Below are 14853 nucleotides of genomic sequence, written 5' to 3'. Positions count from 1 at the left end.
CCGCTCTCCACTGTGGCAAGCTGGGGACATGACTCCAGCCGAACCCGCCGCAGCCATTACGAAGGCAAAGCCGCCCACTCCCCGCGAGCGTGCCCGCCGCCAGACCATCGCCGACATCATTCGGCTCGGCCGGGAACACCTGGCTGTCCATGGTGCGGCGGCCCTGTCCCTGCGCGCAGTAGCGAGGGATCTCGGCGTCGTGTCCTCTGCCGTGTACCGCTATGTGGAAAGCCGCGACGAACTCCTCACGCTCCTGCTGATAGACGGCTACAACCAACTCGGCAACGAAGTGGATGCTGCAGTGAACGCTGTACCCCGGGATGACTTCGCCGGGCAGTTCGCTGCGCTCGCCAAGGCTGTCCGCGCCTGGGCCATCCGTGAACCTGCCAGCTATTCGCTGCTTTTCGGCAGTCCCGTGCCCGGATACCAAGCACCTGGCGAACGCACCACGGGACCCGGGACACGAGTCATCGTCCGGCTCGTCGGTATCTTTGACGCCGCCTACCGTGCAGGTGCGCTGAACGCAGAGGTGAGTCCCGCCGTCGTGATTCCCGAAAAGCTGGCAGCGGATCTGGCGACCATCCGTGAGGAGATGCACCTCGCGGCCCCGGACGCCTCGTTGGCGCGCGGTGTACTGGTATGGACGTCCGTGTTCGGGGCTGTCAGCTTCGAAGTTTTTGGGCAGTACGGCCCGGACACCTTCAAGGCGCGGGACGAACTTTTTGACCACCAACTGCGTGTGCTCCAGGGCCTGGCAGGGCTCCAAGGCTAGGGCGCTACAGTATTCAGATGGTTCGAGGGCTTGCAGACATTGGTGCGGAGGGCGTCCTGCTCGCAGGCGCCGGCCGCGCGATTCTCCTGCAAATCGCAGACCCCAGGGTGGGCCACGGCGTAGCCGAGCACAGCAATTTCGCGGAGCGTCCCATGGAACGGCTTCGGGCCACCGTGACCTACGTCTACGCGGTGGTTTACGGTTCTGAACAGCAGCTTACGGCCGTTCGCCGCGCCGTCAACCGCGCCCACGCGCCCGTCCGCCGCGGCCCGGCCGGCGCCTCCAAGGGGTACAACGCCTTCGACGCCGAATCGCAGCTGTGGGTGGTCGCCACCCTTTATGACACTGCCGTCACTGTCTACGAACAAGTGCATGGAAAGCTCGACGACGACACCGCCGACCGCATTTACCGCGAGTACGCGCGGATCGGGACAGCCCTGCAGCTTCCGCCGGATATGTGGCCCGCTGATCGTGCTGCGTTCGCCGCATATTGGGATGCTCGCGTGCGCGGACTCCGCCCGGACGACCAGGCGCTGAGGGTTGCCCGGGATCTGCTCTATCCGGTGGGCGGCCCGCGGGTCCTGCGGCTCGCAATGCCGCTGGCGCGCTTCCTCACAGCCGGCCTGTTGCCGGAGCATCTTCGTGAAGGCTTTGGCTTCGAATGGAGCGCCGGCCATGCCCGCCGGTTTGAGCGGACCATGCGGGTACTGGGGCGTATCTATCCGCGGTTGCCGCAACGGATCCGGCACTGGCCACGGGATTACTACCTTGGCGGGCTGGACGTGGGAGTCGAGGTGCCGCATGCGTAACTTCACATCGGTTGAGGAGTCCATTGACGACGCCGCCCACCGCTACCTGGACCGGTTCCGCGGAGGCCGCCTCCAGGCAGGGCTCACCGAGTTCGTGGTCTTTGGGCTGAAGCAGGCGTGGGCGTGCGTGTTCGGTGCTGCGTTGCTCGCCGTGATTTTGGGGGCGCGGCTTTGGTATCCGGACAACGCCGGCCTCGCCCGGAACGACTTCCTGACCCTCGCCGCCGTCGTTATTCAAGTTTTGATGATCGCCTTCAGGCTGGAAACCCTGCGGGAACTGCGGGTGATCGTGCTGTTCCACGTGGTGGGCACGGTGATGGAGCTGTTCAAGACGGACGTCGGTTCCTGGGCGTATGAGGCCGAGGGCGTCCTGCGGATCGGCGCGGTCCCGCTGTTCAGCGGGTTCATGTATGCCGCCGTGGGCTCCTACATGGTGCGGGTTTTCCGGTTGTTCGACCTCCGCTTCGACCGCTACCCGCGCCGCTGGATCACGGCCCTGGTTGCTGGTGCGATCTACGCGAATTTCTTCTCGCACCACTACATCTTCGACCTCCGCTGGGTGCTGCTGGCCGCCGTCGTGGTTGTCTACGGGCGGTGCGTGATGCACTTCCGGGTGTTCCGGCGGCGCTTCCGCATGCCGATCCTGGTGTCGTTCCTGCTGGTGGCGGTGTTCATTTGGTTCGCCGAGAATATCGGCACCTGGTCGCGTGCGTGGCTTTATCCGAACCAGTTGGAGGGCTGGCAGGCAGTTTCCATCGACAAGCTGCTGGCGTGGTTCCTGCTCATGATCATCTCGGTGGTGCTGGTGGCGTGGGTGTACAAACCGGAACCGTTGGACGCTGCCGCGGACGCGGGGGTTCCTAGGCTTCCCCGCGTATCTTCTTGAGTGCTGCCCTGCGCGCCTGAAGCAAGGGCTCGACGTCGGGGACCCGCCTGAGGCTGACGGCTTCCGGTGGGGGCGGGTTGCGTTGGGCGTTGATAACGATCCCGAAGCCGCTCCGGGTGCCTGCGGCGAGCCAGGATCCTGTTCCAAGCCAGAGCGTGAAGTCGGTGTCTGCGTCGTCCACCGTGATGGTTATGAGCTGGTTGGCGAGGGCATTGAACATCGCATCCTGCCGCTGGAGCTCCTCCAGGTTGTGCGGAATCCCGGCTGAGGCGCGCCAACGGTTTCGGGCTGCCACGTGGGGATCCTGATTGGTGGTGACCACTTCCAGCAGCGGACCTGTCGGGCCGAAAGCATCACCATGCGCCACGCTGCCTTCGCTGCCGTCCGACAGCCAGGATCCCAGCATCGCGGAGCCCTCCCAGTCCGTCAGCGTGAACACCGGCAGCACGTCCGCGCCCGCCCGGACCTCCTGATCCAGTTGGTCGCTCATGGCCCAGAACTCGTCCGGAGGCATGAATCCGATGATCTCCATCGCGTCAGTCTGCCAGTTCACCGTGGGCGAAACCAGCCCTCCGGCCCCGTGATTCCGGGATGTTTCCGGGGCTGAAAAGCAAAGTTGAGCGTACTTCACTCAACTTTGGATTGACATCTTTCCGAGGCTGAGTACAGTTGAGTGCAGAACGCTCAACTAGCCGATTGTTGAGCAGGCTTCCGGCACGTAGACCGCCCAGCGGACCGTTGCCAGGGTGCAATCTCCAACATCGGCCATTGAAAGGAAACAAGATATGTCACGTGCAGTAGGTATCGACCTCGGAACAACCAACTCCGTGGTCTCTGTTCTCGAAGGTGGCGAGCCCACCGTTATCGCCAACGCAGAAGGCGGCCGCACCACGCCGTCGGTGGTTGCGTTCTCCAAGTCCGGCGAAGTCCTGGTCGGCGAAATCGCCAAGCGCCAGGCCGTCAACAACATCGACCGCACCATCGCTTCGGTCAAGCGCCACATGGGCACCGACTGGAACGTCGCCATCGATGACAAGAAGTACACGCCGCAGGAAATCTCCGCGCGTATCCTTATGAAGCTCAAGAACGACGCCGAGAGCTACTTGGGCGAAAAGGTCACCGACGCTGTGATCACCGTTCCGGCCTACTTCAACGACGCCGAGCGCCAGTCCACCAAGGAAGCCGGCGAAATCGCAGGCCTCAACGTCCTCCGCATTGTCAACGAGCCCACCGCGGCTGCACTGGCCTACGGCCTGGACAAGGGCAAGGAAGACGAACTCATCCTGGTCTTCGACCTCGGTGGCGGTACTTTCGACGTCTCGCTCCTCGAAGTTGGCAAGGACGAAGACAACTTCTCCACCATCCAGGTCCGCGCAACCGCCGGTGACAACCGCCTCGGCGGCGACGACTGGGACAACCGCGTTGTCGAGTGGCTCCTGAACCAGCTCAAGGTCAAGGGCATCGACCTCTCCAAGGACAAGATCGCCCTCCAGCGTCTCCGCGAAGCTGCAGAGCAGGCCAAGAAGGAACTGTCCTCCTCCACCAGCACCAACATCTCCCTCCAGTACCTCTCCGTCACCCCCGACGGCCCGGTTCACCTGGACGAGCAGCTGACCCGTGCCAAGTTCCAGGACCTCACCAAGGACCTGCTGGACCGCACCAAGAAGCCGTTCAACGACGTCATTGCCGAAGCCGGCATCAAGGTTGCGGACATCGACCACATTGTGCTCGTTGGTGGTTCCACCCGTATGCCTGCTGTCTCCGAGCTCGTCAAGGAACTTGCCGGCGGCAAGGAGCCCAACAAGGGCGTCAACCCGGATGAAGTTGTGGCCGTTGGCGCTGCACTCCAGGCCGGTGTCCTGAAGGGTGAGCGCAAGGACGTCCTCCTCATCGACGTCACCCCGCTTTCCCTCGGCATCGAAACCAAGGGTGGCGTCATGACGCACCTCATCGAGCGCAACACCGCTATCCCCACCAAGCGTTCCGAGACCTTCACCACCGCTGATGACAACCAGCCGTCCGTGGCCATCCAGGTCTTCCAGGGCGAGCGTGAATTCACCCGCGACAACAAGCCGCTGGGCACGTTCGAACTGACAGGCATCGCTCCGGCACCCCGCGGCGTTCCGCAGGTCGAGGTTACCTTCGACATCGACGCCAACGGCATCGTCCACGTGTCCGCAAAGGACAAGGGCACCGGCAAGGAACAGTCCATGACCATCACCGGTGGCACGGCGCTCTCCAAGGACGACATTGACCGCATGGTCCGTGAAGCCGAAGAGCACGCAGCAGAGGACAAGGCCCGCCGCGAAGCTACGGACACCCGTAACTCCGCAGAGCAGCTCGCCTACTCGGTGGACAAGCTGATCGCCGACAACGACGACAAGCTGCCCGAGGAAGTCAAGACCGAGGTCAAGGCCGACGTCGACGCCCTCAAGTCCGCTCTGGAAGGCACCGACGACGCCGCTGTGAAGACTGCGTTCGAGAAGCTCCAGGCTTCCCAGACCAAGCTCGGCGAAGCCATCTACTCGCAGGCCGCTGCAGCTGACGCTCCGGGTGCCGGTGCCGAAGGTGCTCCTGCCGGTGGCGAGTCAGGTTCCGCCGCTGACGAGGACATCGTCGACGCCGAAATCATCGACGAAGACGAAGCGAAGAAGTAGCCATGCCTCACCACGGCAACGAAGCAGAGCACTCAGAAGGCAACGAGCCGCGCAAGCCGGTTATCCGGGACAACCGCAAGGTTGACCCGGAGACCGGGGCAGCACGTCAGCCTGACAGCGAAGCTGCGGCTCCCACCGAAGGCAGCGCCGCTCCCACGGACGGCGACGCCCTCTCCCAAGCTGAGGAAATCCTCAACGGGGTAGAGGTGCCGGCAGAGGAATCGGTAGCCTCCGGTGCCGCGGCTGAAGCCCAGGCTGCGGAGCTCCGCAACGACCTCCTCCGCCTTCAGGCTGAGTACGTCAACTACCGCAAGCGCGTCGAACGCGACCGCGCCGTAGCAGGAGAGATGGCCGTCATTGGCGTCCTGAACTCCCTGCTCCCGGTGCTGGACGACGTCGACGCCGCCCGCCAGCACGGTGACCTCGAAGACGGCCCCTTCGCCGCCATCGCCACCAAGCTGGAGAACGCGCTGAAGACGTACGGACTGGAACGCATCGCGGACACTGGAGTCGAATTCGACCCCACCATCCACGAAGCACTCATCCAGCAGCCCGGCGAAGACATCGAGGTTGACACTGTCAGCCAGGTGCTGCGTTCGGGATACCGCTCCGGTGAGCGGGTCCTGCGTGCAGCCCAGGTCATCGTCGCGGTTCCGGCTTAGTCCCACCTTGTCGCTACACCGGATATGGGGCGGTGCCCGTCCCCTGCCACTCCCAACGCTCGCAAGCTCGCGTCGGGACCCTCGTGGCAGTGGGCCCCCCACGGGTGGCCCTCCACACCGCCGCCCCATATCCGGTTGCGCGCCCGCTGTAAGCTCGCCTGAGGTGAGATGACTGCGGACGTACGCTTAGTTTGTTTTAGAAAGGAACGCTCTTGGCCAGCCAGGACTGGGTTGAAAAGGATTTTTACGCGATCCTTGGTATTGCCAAGGACGCGTCCGACGCGGATATCAAGAAGGCTTACCGCAAGCTAGCCCGCGAGCATCACCCTGATACGAATTCGGGGAATGCTGCTGCGGAGAAGAAGTTCAAAGACATTTCCGAGGCTTACTCGGTGCTGTCCAATCCTGAGGATCGGCAGCAGTATGACGCCATCCGCGCCATGGGCGGTGCCAGGTTCGCGCCGGGTGCTGGAGCCGGGCGTGGTGGTGCAGGAGCCAACGGTGGGTTCGAGGACCTGTTCGGTGGCTTGTTCGGCGGTGGCCCCGGTGCCCGTCAGCCCGCGGGCGGCGGAATCCCTCCGGAATTCGCTGACCTCTTTGGCGGTGGATTCGGCGGTGCCGGCCAGACCGGCTTCCAGCGTGCGCCGCAGAAGGGTTCGGACCGGACCGCGACTACCTCCATCTCGTTTGCCGGCTCCATCAAAGGCACCACGGTGAGCCTGCGCGAGAGCAACGGCAACGTGATCGACGTCAAGATTCCCGCTGGAATCAAGGACGGCCAGAAAGTCCGCCAGCGCGGCAAGGGCAACGTTGGCCCCGCCGGCAATGGCGACCTCATCATCACGGTGAGCGTGAAGCCGCATGACTTCTTCCACCGCGATGGCGACAACATCCGCATCCACGTGCCCGTCACGTTCGCAGAAGCGGCACTCGGCGCCACCATCGAGGTTCCAACGCTCGACGGCGATACCGTCAAGGTCCGCGTACCGGCCGGGACGCCCTCAGGCCGCACCCTGCGGGTCAAGGGCCGTGGCGTGAAAACGTCCAAGACCACCGGTGACCTGTTGGTGACCATCGACGTCGCCGTCCCGCAGAACCTGAACAAGGAAGCGGAGGAGGCCGTGAAGGCGTTCGCCGCCGCCACCACCGACGCCGACCCGCGTCACGACCTGGCCGCAAAGGCCCGGTTGTAAGGAGGCGGTCATGGCTATCGACGTCAACCAGCCGATCTTTGTCATCTCCGTCGCTGCGGAGCTTGCCGATATGCATCCGCAGACGTTGCGCCAGTACGACCGTTTGGGCATCGTGTCGCCCAGCCGTGCGCCCGGCAAGTCCCGCCGCTACTCGCAGAACGACGTCAACAAACTGCGGGAGGTCCAGCGCCTCTCGCAGTCCGGCGTCTCGCTCGAAGGCATCAGACGCATCCTCGACCTCGAAAACCAGGTTGCTGCACTTCAGTACCGCGTGACTGAGCTGACCGAGGAATTGTCGCGCCGCCGCTCACCAGTGGACGCGAGGATCTTCGCTGCGGGCGCAGCGGGCGACGTCGTCAGCCTCTCCCGCGGTCAGCGTCCACGGGCGCGGTCCCAGGCAGTTGTGGTGTGGCGGCCACGCCAAGGAGAGAACCTCTAGGCCGGAGGTTACGGCAGGGTCCGGTCCCAGCTGACCACTACCCGTGCAGCGCCCTGTTCGGTCCGCTCCACGTCGGTGACGATCTGCGATTCGGGCGCCCCCATGTCACGGATCTGCTGCTTGTAGTTCTCCACATGCTCCACCAGCGATTCTTCAGTCCATTCGCCTGGACGCATCCTCGTCGAGATTTCGACCGGCTCCTCCGGAACCAGGATTTCCGCTGGACGGGCCACGTGCGGCTCTGAAGCGTCGGCCGGCGACTTTTCCAGCCGGGAGGCTCCCCTTGGTTGCTGACTGCGGTCCTTGATGGGTTCGGGTTCTCCCGGAGGCACCAACATACGGAATGCGAAGGCCCCGCCTGCCACACCGGCTACCAGGCCCATGGCAATGAGCCATATGGTCCGGGCTGGTCCGCGCCGCTTGGGAACTGCTCCTGTGGCGTGTGACTTTTTTGGGTTTGGTCGTGCCATGGGGAGTTCAACTTTCCGTCGGCGTTCGGTAGTCCATACATGAGCAGGCTGTAACCCGCACCACCATCGTAAGCATGCTGAGGACTCGTGGTAAGACTCGGAGCTGCGAACGCGTACCCAAGGTGCCTTCCCTCACCGGCAATGTAGCCGCCGACATGCTTTACGTGGTTCATTTGCTGTGGCTTGCAGGCTGGAACGGGAAGATAATGAAGGCATGGCACGGCAAGCAGAGCCCGTGCTGATTCTGAGCATCGACGCAAGGACGGCGGCGTTGCCCGTGTGGTGAGGAAGTTTCCGGTGTCGTTGTCGGAAGAAGAGCGCAGGAGCTTGGAAGAGCTGGAGCGGGAACTGGCTTCCACTGATCCCGAACTGGCCTCCGAGCTGACTTCGGGCCGGCCGCGGGGCGAGGCAGCCCGCACCATTCTCGGCAGCCTCGCCGTACTGGGTGGCTTTGTCATGGTGATCGCCGGGATCGTGACCCAGATTGTGGTGCTGGGCGTGGTGGGTTTCCTCTTGGCCAGCGCCGGGGCGTATTGGCTGCTCGCCAGGACCTCGCTTCGGTGAAGGTTCGGAAACCACGACGGCGAACCGGCACCTTAGCGGGACCGTGCACCTTTGATGATGCTGCTTGAAGGCCCGGGGGGACCTAGGGAACCGGCGGCACGGGCGGCTGGACCGGAGTCTCGGGCTGCTTCACGGGTTGAGGTTCTCCCGGCGGCACCATCATCCGCCAGGCAAGGATGGCACCGGCACCAACGGCGGCCCCCACAATCAGGCCGATCACCCACCCGGACAGGCGCGGAGCGCGCTGCGGACTGGTCCGTTTCAAGGCCTGCGTCGTCCTGTTCACTGCCTTGGCCGCCGCCCGCTGGGCTTCCTTGGCGGATTTCTTGTTGCCGGTCAGCGTGAGCATGACCCCGTGGACCACGGATGGGACGTCTGCATGATTGATGCGGGCCAGTGCCCACTTCACCACCGCGTCGGTCTGGGAAGATGTCCCGTCCGCCGCGTGGGAGACCCACTCACGGGCCAGATCCTGCGCGGCGGGAATGATGTTCTGAGGTTTGTACATGTGATGCGCCCCTGGAAGAGTAGACGGCCCCGTGAGCCAGCCTACGCCGGAGCTCCCGCGACCAACAGGTGCTCCGGCGTCCAAAGATCAGTCGCGGACAACAGCCGCCAGCTCCACCGGGCTTTCCAGCCCCGCCCATTGACCGTTCAGGGTCAACTCACCATGAAGCTCAGGAGCGGCAGCCGAGTTGGCCGAAGAGTCCGCAGCCACATCAACCACGCGGGCCACCTTCAACCGCAGCTCGCCGGCGTCGATGATGGTCACGCCGCTTCCCGAGACCGGCGCCGAGGCGCTCAGGGCGGGAACACCGCCGTCGAGCTTTCCGCTGCCTTTTACCGTCACGGAACTCGGACGCGGCTCCGGCTCGCCGTCGACGATCAGCTCGGCCTCCTTCTGGCCCGTCAGGATGGCGGTGGCCAAGGCCTTGACGTAGATGGGGTCAGCGCAGGCATCGTACACATAGCGCTTGCCCAGGACCGAGTGATCCATGGTGCCGATCAGCCACTCTTCGGCCCCGGCGAGCTCATAGCCGCGGTAGCTGAGGGGAACCTGGTAGATGCGCTCGCCCGCAGCGACCACATGCGTCTCCATACCGACCTCGCCGGCGGGATCATCAAAACGGTAGGCACCAATGAGCTCCGGCGTGCCGTCCTGGATAAACCAGGGCTGCTTTGGCAGGTAGCCGGCGATGAGGTCGAGCTTGGACGGGGACAGGTTTGCCTTGTGAATGATCGCCATGCACCCCAGCCTAGGGCAGGGCACGGCGAGGTTCGAAAGGAGTCCGATGCGCGGCCCGGCCCCTGCACTGATTACAATCAGAGGGACGTCGACCACTGAGGGAATCATGAAGAAACTCACCACTGTCCTGATCGCTGCCGGGCTCATCGCCACGGCATCCGCCTGTTCCGCACAGCAGCAGCTGACCACCAAGGAAACCTGCGACCGCGTTGGCGTGGCCGCAGCCGGCATTCCCCAGAACGCCAGCCAGACCGCCACTATCCGCGTTGCCAACGCCATGCGGCCCATAGAGCCCGTAGCGTCCGACGACATGAAGCCTGTTGTTACCGCCATCCTGGAGTACATGGATGAGCAGGCCAAGGAAACCCCTGATGAAGCCAAGCTGGGCGAGCTCGGCGCCAAGTACCAGGAAGCCGGCACCAAGTACGGCGAGCTCTGCCGCGGCTAATGACGCCCGCGCGCTGAAGGCTCACTCGTTGGAGAGACAGAGCTGAATAAACAGGGCTGAATTAACAGAACTGAATAAGTAGGGCTGAATAAACAGAAAGGGACCGGTTGAAGAACCGGTCCCTTTCTGCGTCCCCAACTTTCTATCACGTCCCACCCCCTATTTCCCGACGCTCTATCACGTTCCACCCCCTATTCCACGACGCTCTATCACTCCTCTAAAGAGAGTGAGTGAGGGTTGGTGGGGAGGGTGAGGGTTACTTTTCGTTGGGGCCGAGGTCGGGTTCGACGGCGAACCCCACCTCGCGCGTGGCGCTCCCGTGGAGTTCCAGGATGGCGAGCTCGTTGGCGCCTTCGCGGATCAGCGGGCCGGGAACATACAGGGTGCGTTGCGGCCCACGGCTCCAGTAGCGCCCCAAATTGAAACCGTTGATGAACGCATTGCCCTTGGTCCAGCCGTCCAGCCGCAGGAAGCGGTCGCCCGGGCCGTCCGCTTCAAAAGTGGCAAAGGAGATGGAGGGGCCGGCCACACCGGCGGACGCGGCACCCGGGCCGTCCGCTTCAAAAGTGGCAAAGGAGATGGACGGGCCGGCCACACCGGCGGACGCGGCACCGCGAGGAAGAGCAACCGCAGCGGCCCGGAATGCGTCCAGCGAGGCCAGGTCAACAGCGCCGACTTCCCAGTCCAGCACCTCATCACCGTTCAGCAGTGCAGGCCCGATCAGCCCCTTCGCCTCGCCGATCCTCTGCCCGTAGTTCACCCGGCCCTGGTCCTCCAGAAGGACCTGCAGACGACCACCACCGGGAATGACAACAGTGCGTTCGCCAAGTTCCCGGCTCAGAACGCCCACGGGCACGCCGTCCAGGAAGAACTGGGCACGGTCGCGAACTTCAGAGAAGGACAGCACGCCTCCGCCCTGCAGCAACACCTCGTAGAGGTAGAAGCCCCGGTACTGCCCAGTCCTCTCCACGGAAGGAACGGTTCCGGGCACCAGCGAGGTAGACCCGGCAACAGAAAGCAGCGGCACAGACTCAGAAACGGGGACCACGGAAACCGGAGCAGGTGCCCGGAGAACCGGCACCTCCGCTGGAACCGGGAAGTGCTTGGCAATGACGTCCCGGAATGCGAAGTACTTAGCCGTGGGGTGACCGTCTTCGGACAGAGGAGCGTCGTAGTCGTAGGAGGTGATGGTGGGCTCGTAAATGCCTTTGTCGTTCGCCCCGTTGGTGAACCCGAAGTTGGTTCCGCCGTGGAACATGTAGATGTTCACCGAAGCCCCGGCGGTCAGCAGGGCGTCCAGTTCGGCGGCGGAAGCAGCGGCGTCGGTGGTGTGGTGGTGCGTTCCCCAGTTGTCGAACCAGCCGTTCCAAAACTCGGCGCACATCAGCGGGCCAGTGGGTTGCCGCTCCCGCAGAAAACCAAGCCGCTCAAGGGAACGCGAGCCAAACGTCCCGGTTTTATGGAGTTCGGGCAGCGAGCCGTCCTCGATCATGGTCCCGAAAGGCTGATCGCAGGTGAACAGCGGAACGTCCACACCCAGGCGCTTGGACAGGTCCACCAAATGCTGCAAGTAGGCTTTGTCGTCCCCGTAGGCGCCGTACTCGTTCTCAATCTGGAACATGATCACAGGGCCGCACTGCGAAATCTGCCGCGGCACCACCACCTCCAGCACGGCTTCCATATAGGAGGAGACGGCGGCCAGGTAACCGGGCTCGCTGCTGCGGACACCCACCGTGGGGTCGGTGAACAGCCATGCCGGAAGCCCGCCGTTATCCCATTCAGCGCAAATGTAGGGACCCGGCCGGACAATCGCGTGCATCCCGGCGTCGGCCACCAGGTCAAGGAACCGGCCAAGATCCAGCCCGCCGTCGGCAATAAAAGCACCTGGGAAGGGCGAGTGCTCATTCCACGGCACGTACGTTTCGATGGTGTTCAGCCCCATGAGCCGGGCCTTGTGGATCCGGTCCGCCCAGAGATCGGGATGCACCCGGAAATAGTGGATGGCTCCGGAGAGGATGCGGAAAGGCCGATCGTTCAGGAGGAAGTCCTGATCGCCGATTTCGAACGTGTCCAAGGAAAGTCCTAACAGTCTTACGGGGTACGCAGCACGGCGTGGAAAGCGTACGAGGCGTTGCTCCAGATCACGAAGAGCAGCGGCGCCGGCGCCAGCGCGATGCCCAGGACCGGCTGCATCACGGCGGCGGAGACGATGATCCCCAGCAGGATCAGCATGGCCAGGCTGAGGTACCAGCGCTGGGCCACCAGATAAAGCGAAGCCTTGAGGATGCTTTTCAGCTTCGCCTCAGGCAGGAGTACGACGCCGGCAATCGCCGTGACGGAAAGGCTCACCGTCACGGCGGCTGCTACGACAATCAGCGGCACCAATAGTGCGGCACCGGGAAGGGCCGCGGCGTTGTTTTGGATGACGGCCAGATCCACGCCGAGGAACATCAGCATGGCCACAGCCCCCACGCCCAGCATCGCGGACTTGGCGAAACTGCGCTTGTATCCGCGAAGGAACGCGGCAACCGGCTTGACCGCGCCGCCGTCGTCGTTCAATGCCTTGAAGGCAGCGAAGATGCCGGCGAGCGACGGAGCGATGGTGACCGAAAGGGCCAGGAAGAACGGCCAGGCAGCCGCGGGGTCGGCCACCAGCGAAAGGCTGAGGACCAGCGGAGCGTTGGCCACGGCGAGCAGTGCGTTCCCGGCCAGGAAGGTGTAGATGAACCCGAAAATACTCCCGAAGGTCTCGAATCCCGGCCCGGCCCACCGCCGCGGTTTGGCGCTCACACTACTCATCCTTTCATCCCGCTGGTCGCAATGCCCTGGATGAAGTAGCGCTGGCCGATCAGGAAGATGATGAGGATGGGGATCACGGAGATCACCGAGCCGGTCATGATCATGGCGTATTCGGCGTCGAACTGGCCAACGAAGGACCGCAGGCCCAACTGGACAGTCCAGAGGCGGTTGGACGTGAGGTAGATGAACGGGCCCATGTAGTCGTTCCACGTGTTCACGAACGTCAGCAGCGCCAGGCTGGCGAGGGCCGGCTTGGACAGTGGCAGGATCACCCGGGCCCAGATGCCGTACTCGCTCAGGCCATCGATCCGGGCGGCTTCACAGAGCTCGTCCGGGATGGTCATGTAGTACTGGCGCATCAGGAACACACCGAAAGCGCCGAATGCCTGCAGCAGGATCAATGCGTTGAAGCTGTTGGTCAGGCCAAGGTTCTGCATCATGATGTACTGCGGCACCATGTACGCCTGCCACGGGACAGCGATGGTGCCGATGTAGGCCAGGAACAGCACGTCACGGCCCGGGAAGCGGACCTTGGAGAAACCGTAGGCAGCCAGCGAGCCAGTGAGGACCTGCAGGCAGGTGATGATGACAGCCAGGTACAGCGAGTTCTGCAGGTAGCCCATCATGGGAATCCGGGTCCAGATGTCCGTGTAATTGCTCCACACGAACTCCTGCGGAATCCACTGGATGGGAACGGTGAGGACCTGGTTGTTTTCCTTCAACGACGAGGAAAGCATCCAAATGAACGGCACCATCAGCGCCGCCACGAGGACCACCAGGACACCGTAGATCACGATGTTCGCGGTGCGCTTCTTCTGCTCGCGCGGGGAACGCTTGCGGTCAGTACGACGACGGTCTTCCGCAGTGGGTGCGCCGTTCGGCAGCGGGGCTGCGTCCGTCACATGAGTGGCTTTGAGGTCTTCGGCCATGTTGGTCATCAGCGTTCCCTCCGCTGTTGGATCTTGAACTGCAGGACAGTGACCGTCAGCACGATGATGAACAGGACCAGCGAAATGGCCGAGGAGTAGCCGAACTTACCTTCGCCAATGCCTTCCTGGTAGATCAGCTGGGACAGCACCGTGGTGGACCGTCCGGGGCCACCGTTGGTCATGACCACAATGAGGTCGAACACCTTGAAACTGGAGACCGTCAGCATGACCACCACAAAGAACGTGGTGGGACGCAGGGACGGGATGGTGACGTTCCAGAAACGCTGCCAGGCGCTGGCACCGTCAACTTCGGCGGCTTCGTACAGCTCGGTGGGGATCGCCTGGAGGCCGGCCAAGTACAGGACCATGTAGTAGCCCATATCGCGCCACACGCTGGTGATGATGACCGCGGGCATGGCCCAATCAGAACTGGACGTCCAGCCGGGCGGGTTGGCAATGCCGATGGCGCCGAGGAACTGGTTGATGGGGCCGCTGTCCGGGCTGAACAACATGTTCCAAACCACTGCCACAGCCACCAGCGAAGTGATGTAGGGGAAGAAGATGGCAACGCGGAAGAAGCCGATGCCCTTGAGTTTGCGGTTCAGCAGCATGGCCAGGATGAGGGCCAGTGCCATGGTGAGGGGGACGTGGCCCAAAGCGTAGACCAAGGTGTTCCGCAGGGCGATCCAGAAGGAATCGGAGGCGAACATCCGCTCGAAGTTGGCCAGGCCAACCCACTTGGGAGCGCTGAACGAGGTCCATTCCATGAAGGAGAGCGCGAAAGCGGCCACGACTGGAATGAGGGTGAATGCAAGGAAGCCAAGGAAGTTCGGAAGGATGAACGTCCAGCCGATCAGCGTGTTGCGCCTGGCTTGCTTCCTGTTGCCACGGCTCTGCACTGGGGCAGGAGCCTGGGTAATTGTTTCTGTAGTCATGATGACCGCTCCCCGGGAGTTGGGGGCGTTCCTCCATTTCAGGA

The 14853-nt window shown here is 63.4% G+C and carries 17 protein-coding genes; 9 read left to right on the top strand and 8 right to left on the bottom strand.

The genetic code is table 11. The features are described 5' to 3' along the window. Positions 1–28 precede the first annotated feature (28 nt). Genes BLQ01_RS13540 through BLQ01_RS13530 form a run of 3 tightly spaced genes read left to right on the top strand, consistent with a single transcriptional unit; the run spans position 29 to position 2467 of the window. Positions 29–772 (top strand): TetR/AcrR family transcriptional regulator, encoded by a 744-nt coding sequence (locus BLQ01_RS13540; protein ID WP_091552279.1) that lies wholly within the window; start codon positions 29–31, stop codon positions 770–772. Positions 773–789: 17 nt separating this feature from the next. After that, positions 790–1581 (top strand): oxygenase MpaB family protein, encoded by a 792-nt coding sequence (locus BLQ01_RS13535; RefSeq protein ID WP_091552277.1) that lies wholly within the window; start codon positions 790–792, stop codon positions 1579–1581. Further along, the gene (locus BLQ01_RS13530) at positions 1574–2467 is read left to right on the top strand and encodes a DUF817 domain-containing protein (protein WP_091552276.1); all 894 of its coding nucleotides are present in this window, start codon (positions 1574–1576) and stop codon (positions 2465–2467) included. Before BLQ01_RS13535 ends, BLQ01_RS13530 begins: the two co-directional genes overlap by 8 nt. Here the strand turns inward: BLQ01_RS13530 and BLQ01_RS13525 are convergent. Continuing rightward, a complete protein-coding gene (locus tag BLQ01_RS13525; RefSeq protein WP_091552475.1) occupies positions 2442–2999 on the bottom strand; it encodes a hypothetical protein in 558 nt (185 codons plus the stop codon). The two genes, BLQ01_RS13530 and BLQ01_RS13525, sit on opposite strands and share 26 nt — an antisense overlap. Before the next feature lie 253 nt (positions 3000–3252). Here BLQ01_RS13525 and dnaK point away from each other — a divergent pair, with 253 nt between their 5' ends. The 4 genes from dnaK to BLQ01_RS13505 all read left to right on the top strand — a co-directional run bounded on the left by dnaK (position 3253) and on the right by BLQ01_RS13505 (position 7418). After that, positions 3253–5124: a molecular chaperone DnaK gene (gene dnaK, locus BLQ01_RS13520; RefSeq protein ID WP_026543424.1), complete on the top strand. Its 1872-nt coding sequence runs from the start codon at positions 3253–3255 to the stop codon at positions 5122–5124. Positions 5125–5126: 2 nt separating this feature from the next. Continuing rightward, on the top strand, positions 5127–5786 hold the full coding sequence (locus BLQ01_RS13515; RefSeq protein WP_026547921.1) for a nucleotide exchange factor GrpE: 660 nt from the start codon (positions 5127–5129) through the stop codon (positions 5784–5786). A 212-nt stretch (positions 5787–5998) separates the two neighbouring features. Then, positions 5999–6979, top strand: a complete 981-nt coding sequence (locus BLQ01_RS13510) for a DnaJ C-terminal domain-containing protein (RefSeq protein ID WP_091552274.1) — start codon at positions 5999–6001, stop codon at positions 6977–6979. 10 nt (positions 6980–6989) lie between these two features. Continuing rightward, positions 6990–7418, top strand: a complete 429-nt coding sequence (locus BLQ01_RS13505; RefSeq protein WP_026543427.1) for a heat shock protein transcriptional repressor HspR — start codon at positions 6990–6992, stop codon at positions 7416–7418. Positions 7419–7426: 8 nt separating this feature from the next. Here BLQ01_RS13505 and BLQ01_RS22655 read toward each other — a convergent pair whose 3' ends face one another. Further along, positions 7427–7888, bottom strand: coding sequence for a hypothetical protein (locus tag BLQ01_RS22655; RefSeq protein ID WP_254779437.1), 462 nt, complete (start codon positions 7886–7888; stop codon positions 7427–7429). Positions 7889–8185: 297 nt separating this feature from the next. Between BLQ01_RS22655 and BLQ01_RS13495 the strand changes: the two genes are divergently transcribed. Continuing rightward, entirely contained in the window at positions 8186–8452 is a 267-nt protein-coding gene (locus BLQ01_RS13495; protein WP_091552272.1) for a DUF3040 domain-containing protein, read from the top strand. Positions 8453–8534: 82 nt separating this feature from the next. Here BLQ01_RS13495 and BLQ01_RS13490 read toward each other — a convergent pair whose 3' ends face one another. Together BLQ01_RS13490 and BLQ01_RS13485 are read right to left on the bottom strand one after the other, a co-directional pair. After that, entirely contained in the window at positions 8535–8960 is a 426-nt protein-coding gene (locus BLQ01_RS13490) for a hypothetical protein (RefSeq protein ID WP_091552271.1), read from the bottom strand. Positions 8961–9047: 87 nt separating this feature from the next. Next, positions 9048–9698 carry a CG0192-related protein gene (locus BLQ01_RS13485; protein WP_026543437.1) on the bottom strand — a complete coding sequence of 217 codons (651 nt, stop codon included), beginning with the start codon at positions 9696–9698 and terminating at the stop codon, positions 9048–9050. Positions 9699–9804: 106 nt separating this feature from the next. Between BLQ01_RS13485 and BLQ01_RS13480 the strand changes: the two genes are divergently transcribed. Continuing rightward, entirely contained in the window at positions 9805–10146 is a 342-nt protein-coding gene (locus BLQ01_RS13480) for a hypothetical protein (protein WP_026543438.1), read from the top strand. 256 nt (positions 10147–10402) lie between these two features. Here the strand turns inward: BLQ01_RS13480 and BLQ01_RS13475 are convergent, their stop codons facing one another. Genes BLQ01_RS13475 through BLQ01_RS13460 form a run of 4 tightly spaced genes read right to left on the bottom strand, consistent with a single transcriptional unit; the run spans position 10403 to position 14809 of the window. Further along, the gene (locus tag BLQ01_RS13475) at positions 10403–12220 is read right to left on the bottom strand and encodes a glycoside hydrolase family 35 protein (RefSeq protein ID WP_091552269.1); all 1818 of its coding nucleotides are present in this window, start codon (positions 12218–12220) and stop codon (positions 10403–10405) included. A gap of 17 nt (positions 12221–12237) precedes the next feature. Continuing rightward, positions 12238–12936, bottom strand: coding sequence for a DUF624 domain-containing protein (locus tag BLQ01_RS13470; RefSeq protein WP_254779436.1), 699 nt, complete (start codon positions 12934–12936; stop codon positions 12238–12240). Positions 12937–12941: 5 nt separating this feature from the next. Further along, positions 12942–13883: a carbohydrate ABC transporter permease gene (locus tag BLQ01_RS13465; protein ID WP_091552267.1), complete on the bottom strand. Its 942-nt coding sequence runs from the start codon at positions 13881–13883 to the stop codon at positions 12942–12944. Further along, positions 13883–14809 carry a carbohydrate ABC transporter permease gene (locus BLQ01_RS13460; RefSeq protein WP_026543441.1) on the bottom strand — a complete coding sequence of 309 codons (927 nt, stop codon included), beginning with the start codon at positions 14807–14809 and terminating at the stop codon, positions 13883–13885. Before BLQ01_RS13460 ends, BLQ01_RS13465 begins: the two co-directional genes overlap by 1 nt. Between the last annotated feature and the right edge of the window lie 44 nt (positions 14810–14853).

Source organism: Arthrobacter sp. UNCCL28, from assembly GCF_900102805.1.
GTDB lineage: Bacteria > Actinomycetota > Actinomycetes > Actinomycetales > Micrococcaceae > Arthrobacter > Arthrobacter nicotinovorans_A.
This window is presented reverse-complemented; position numbering and strand designations above follow the sequence as displayed.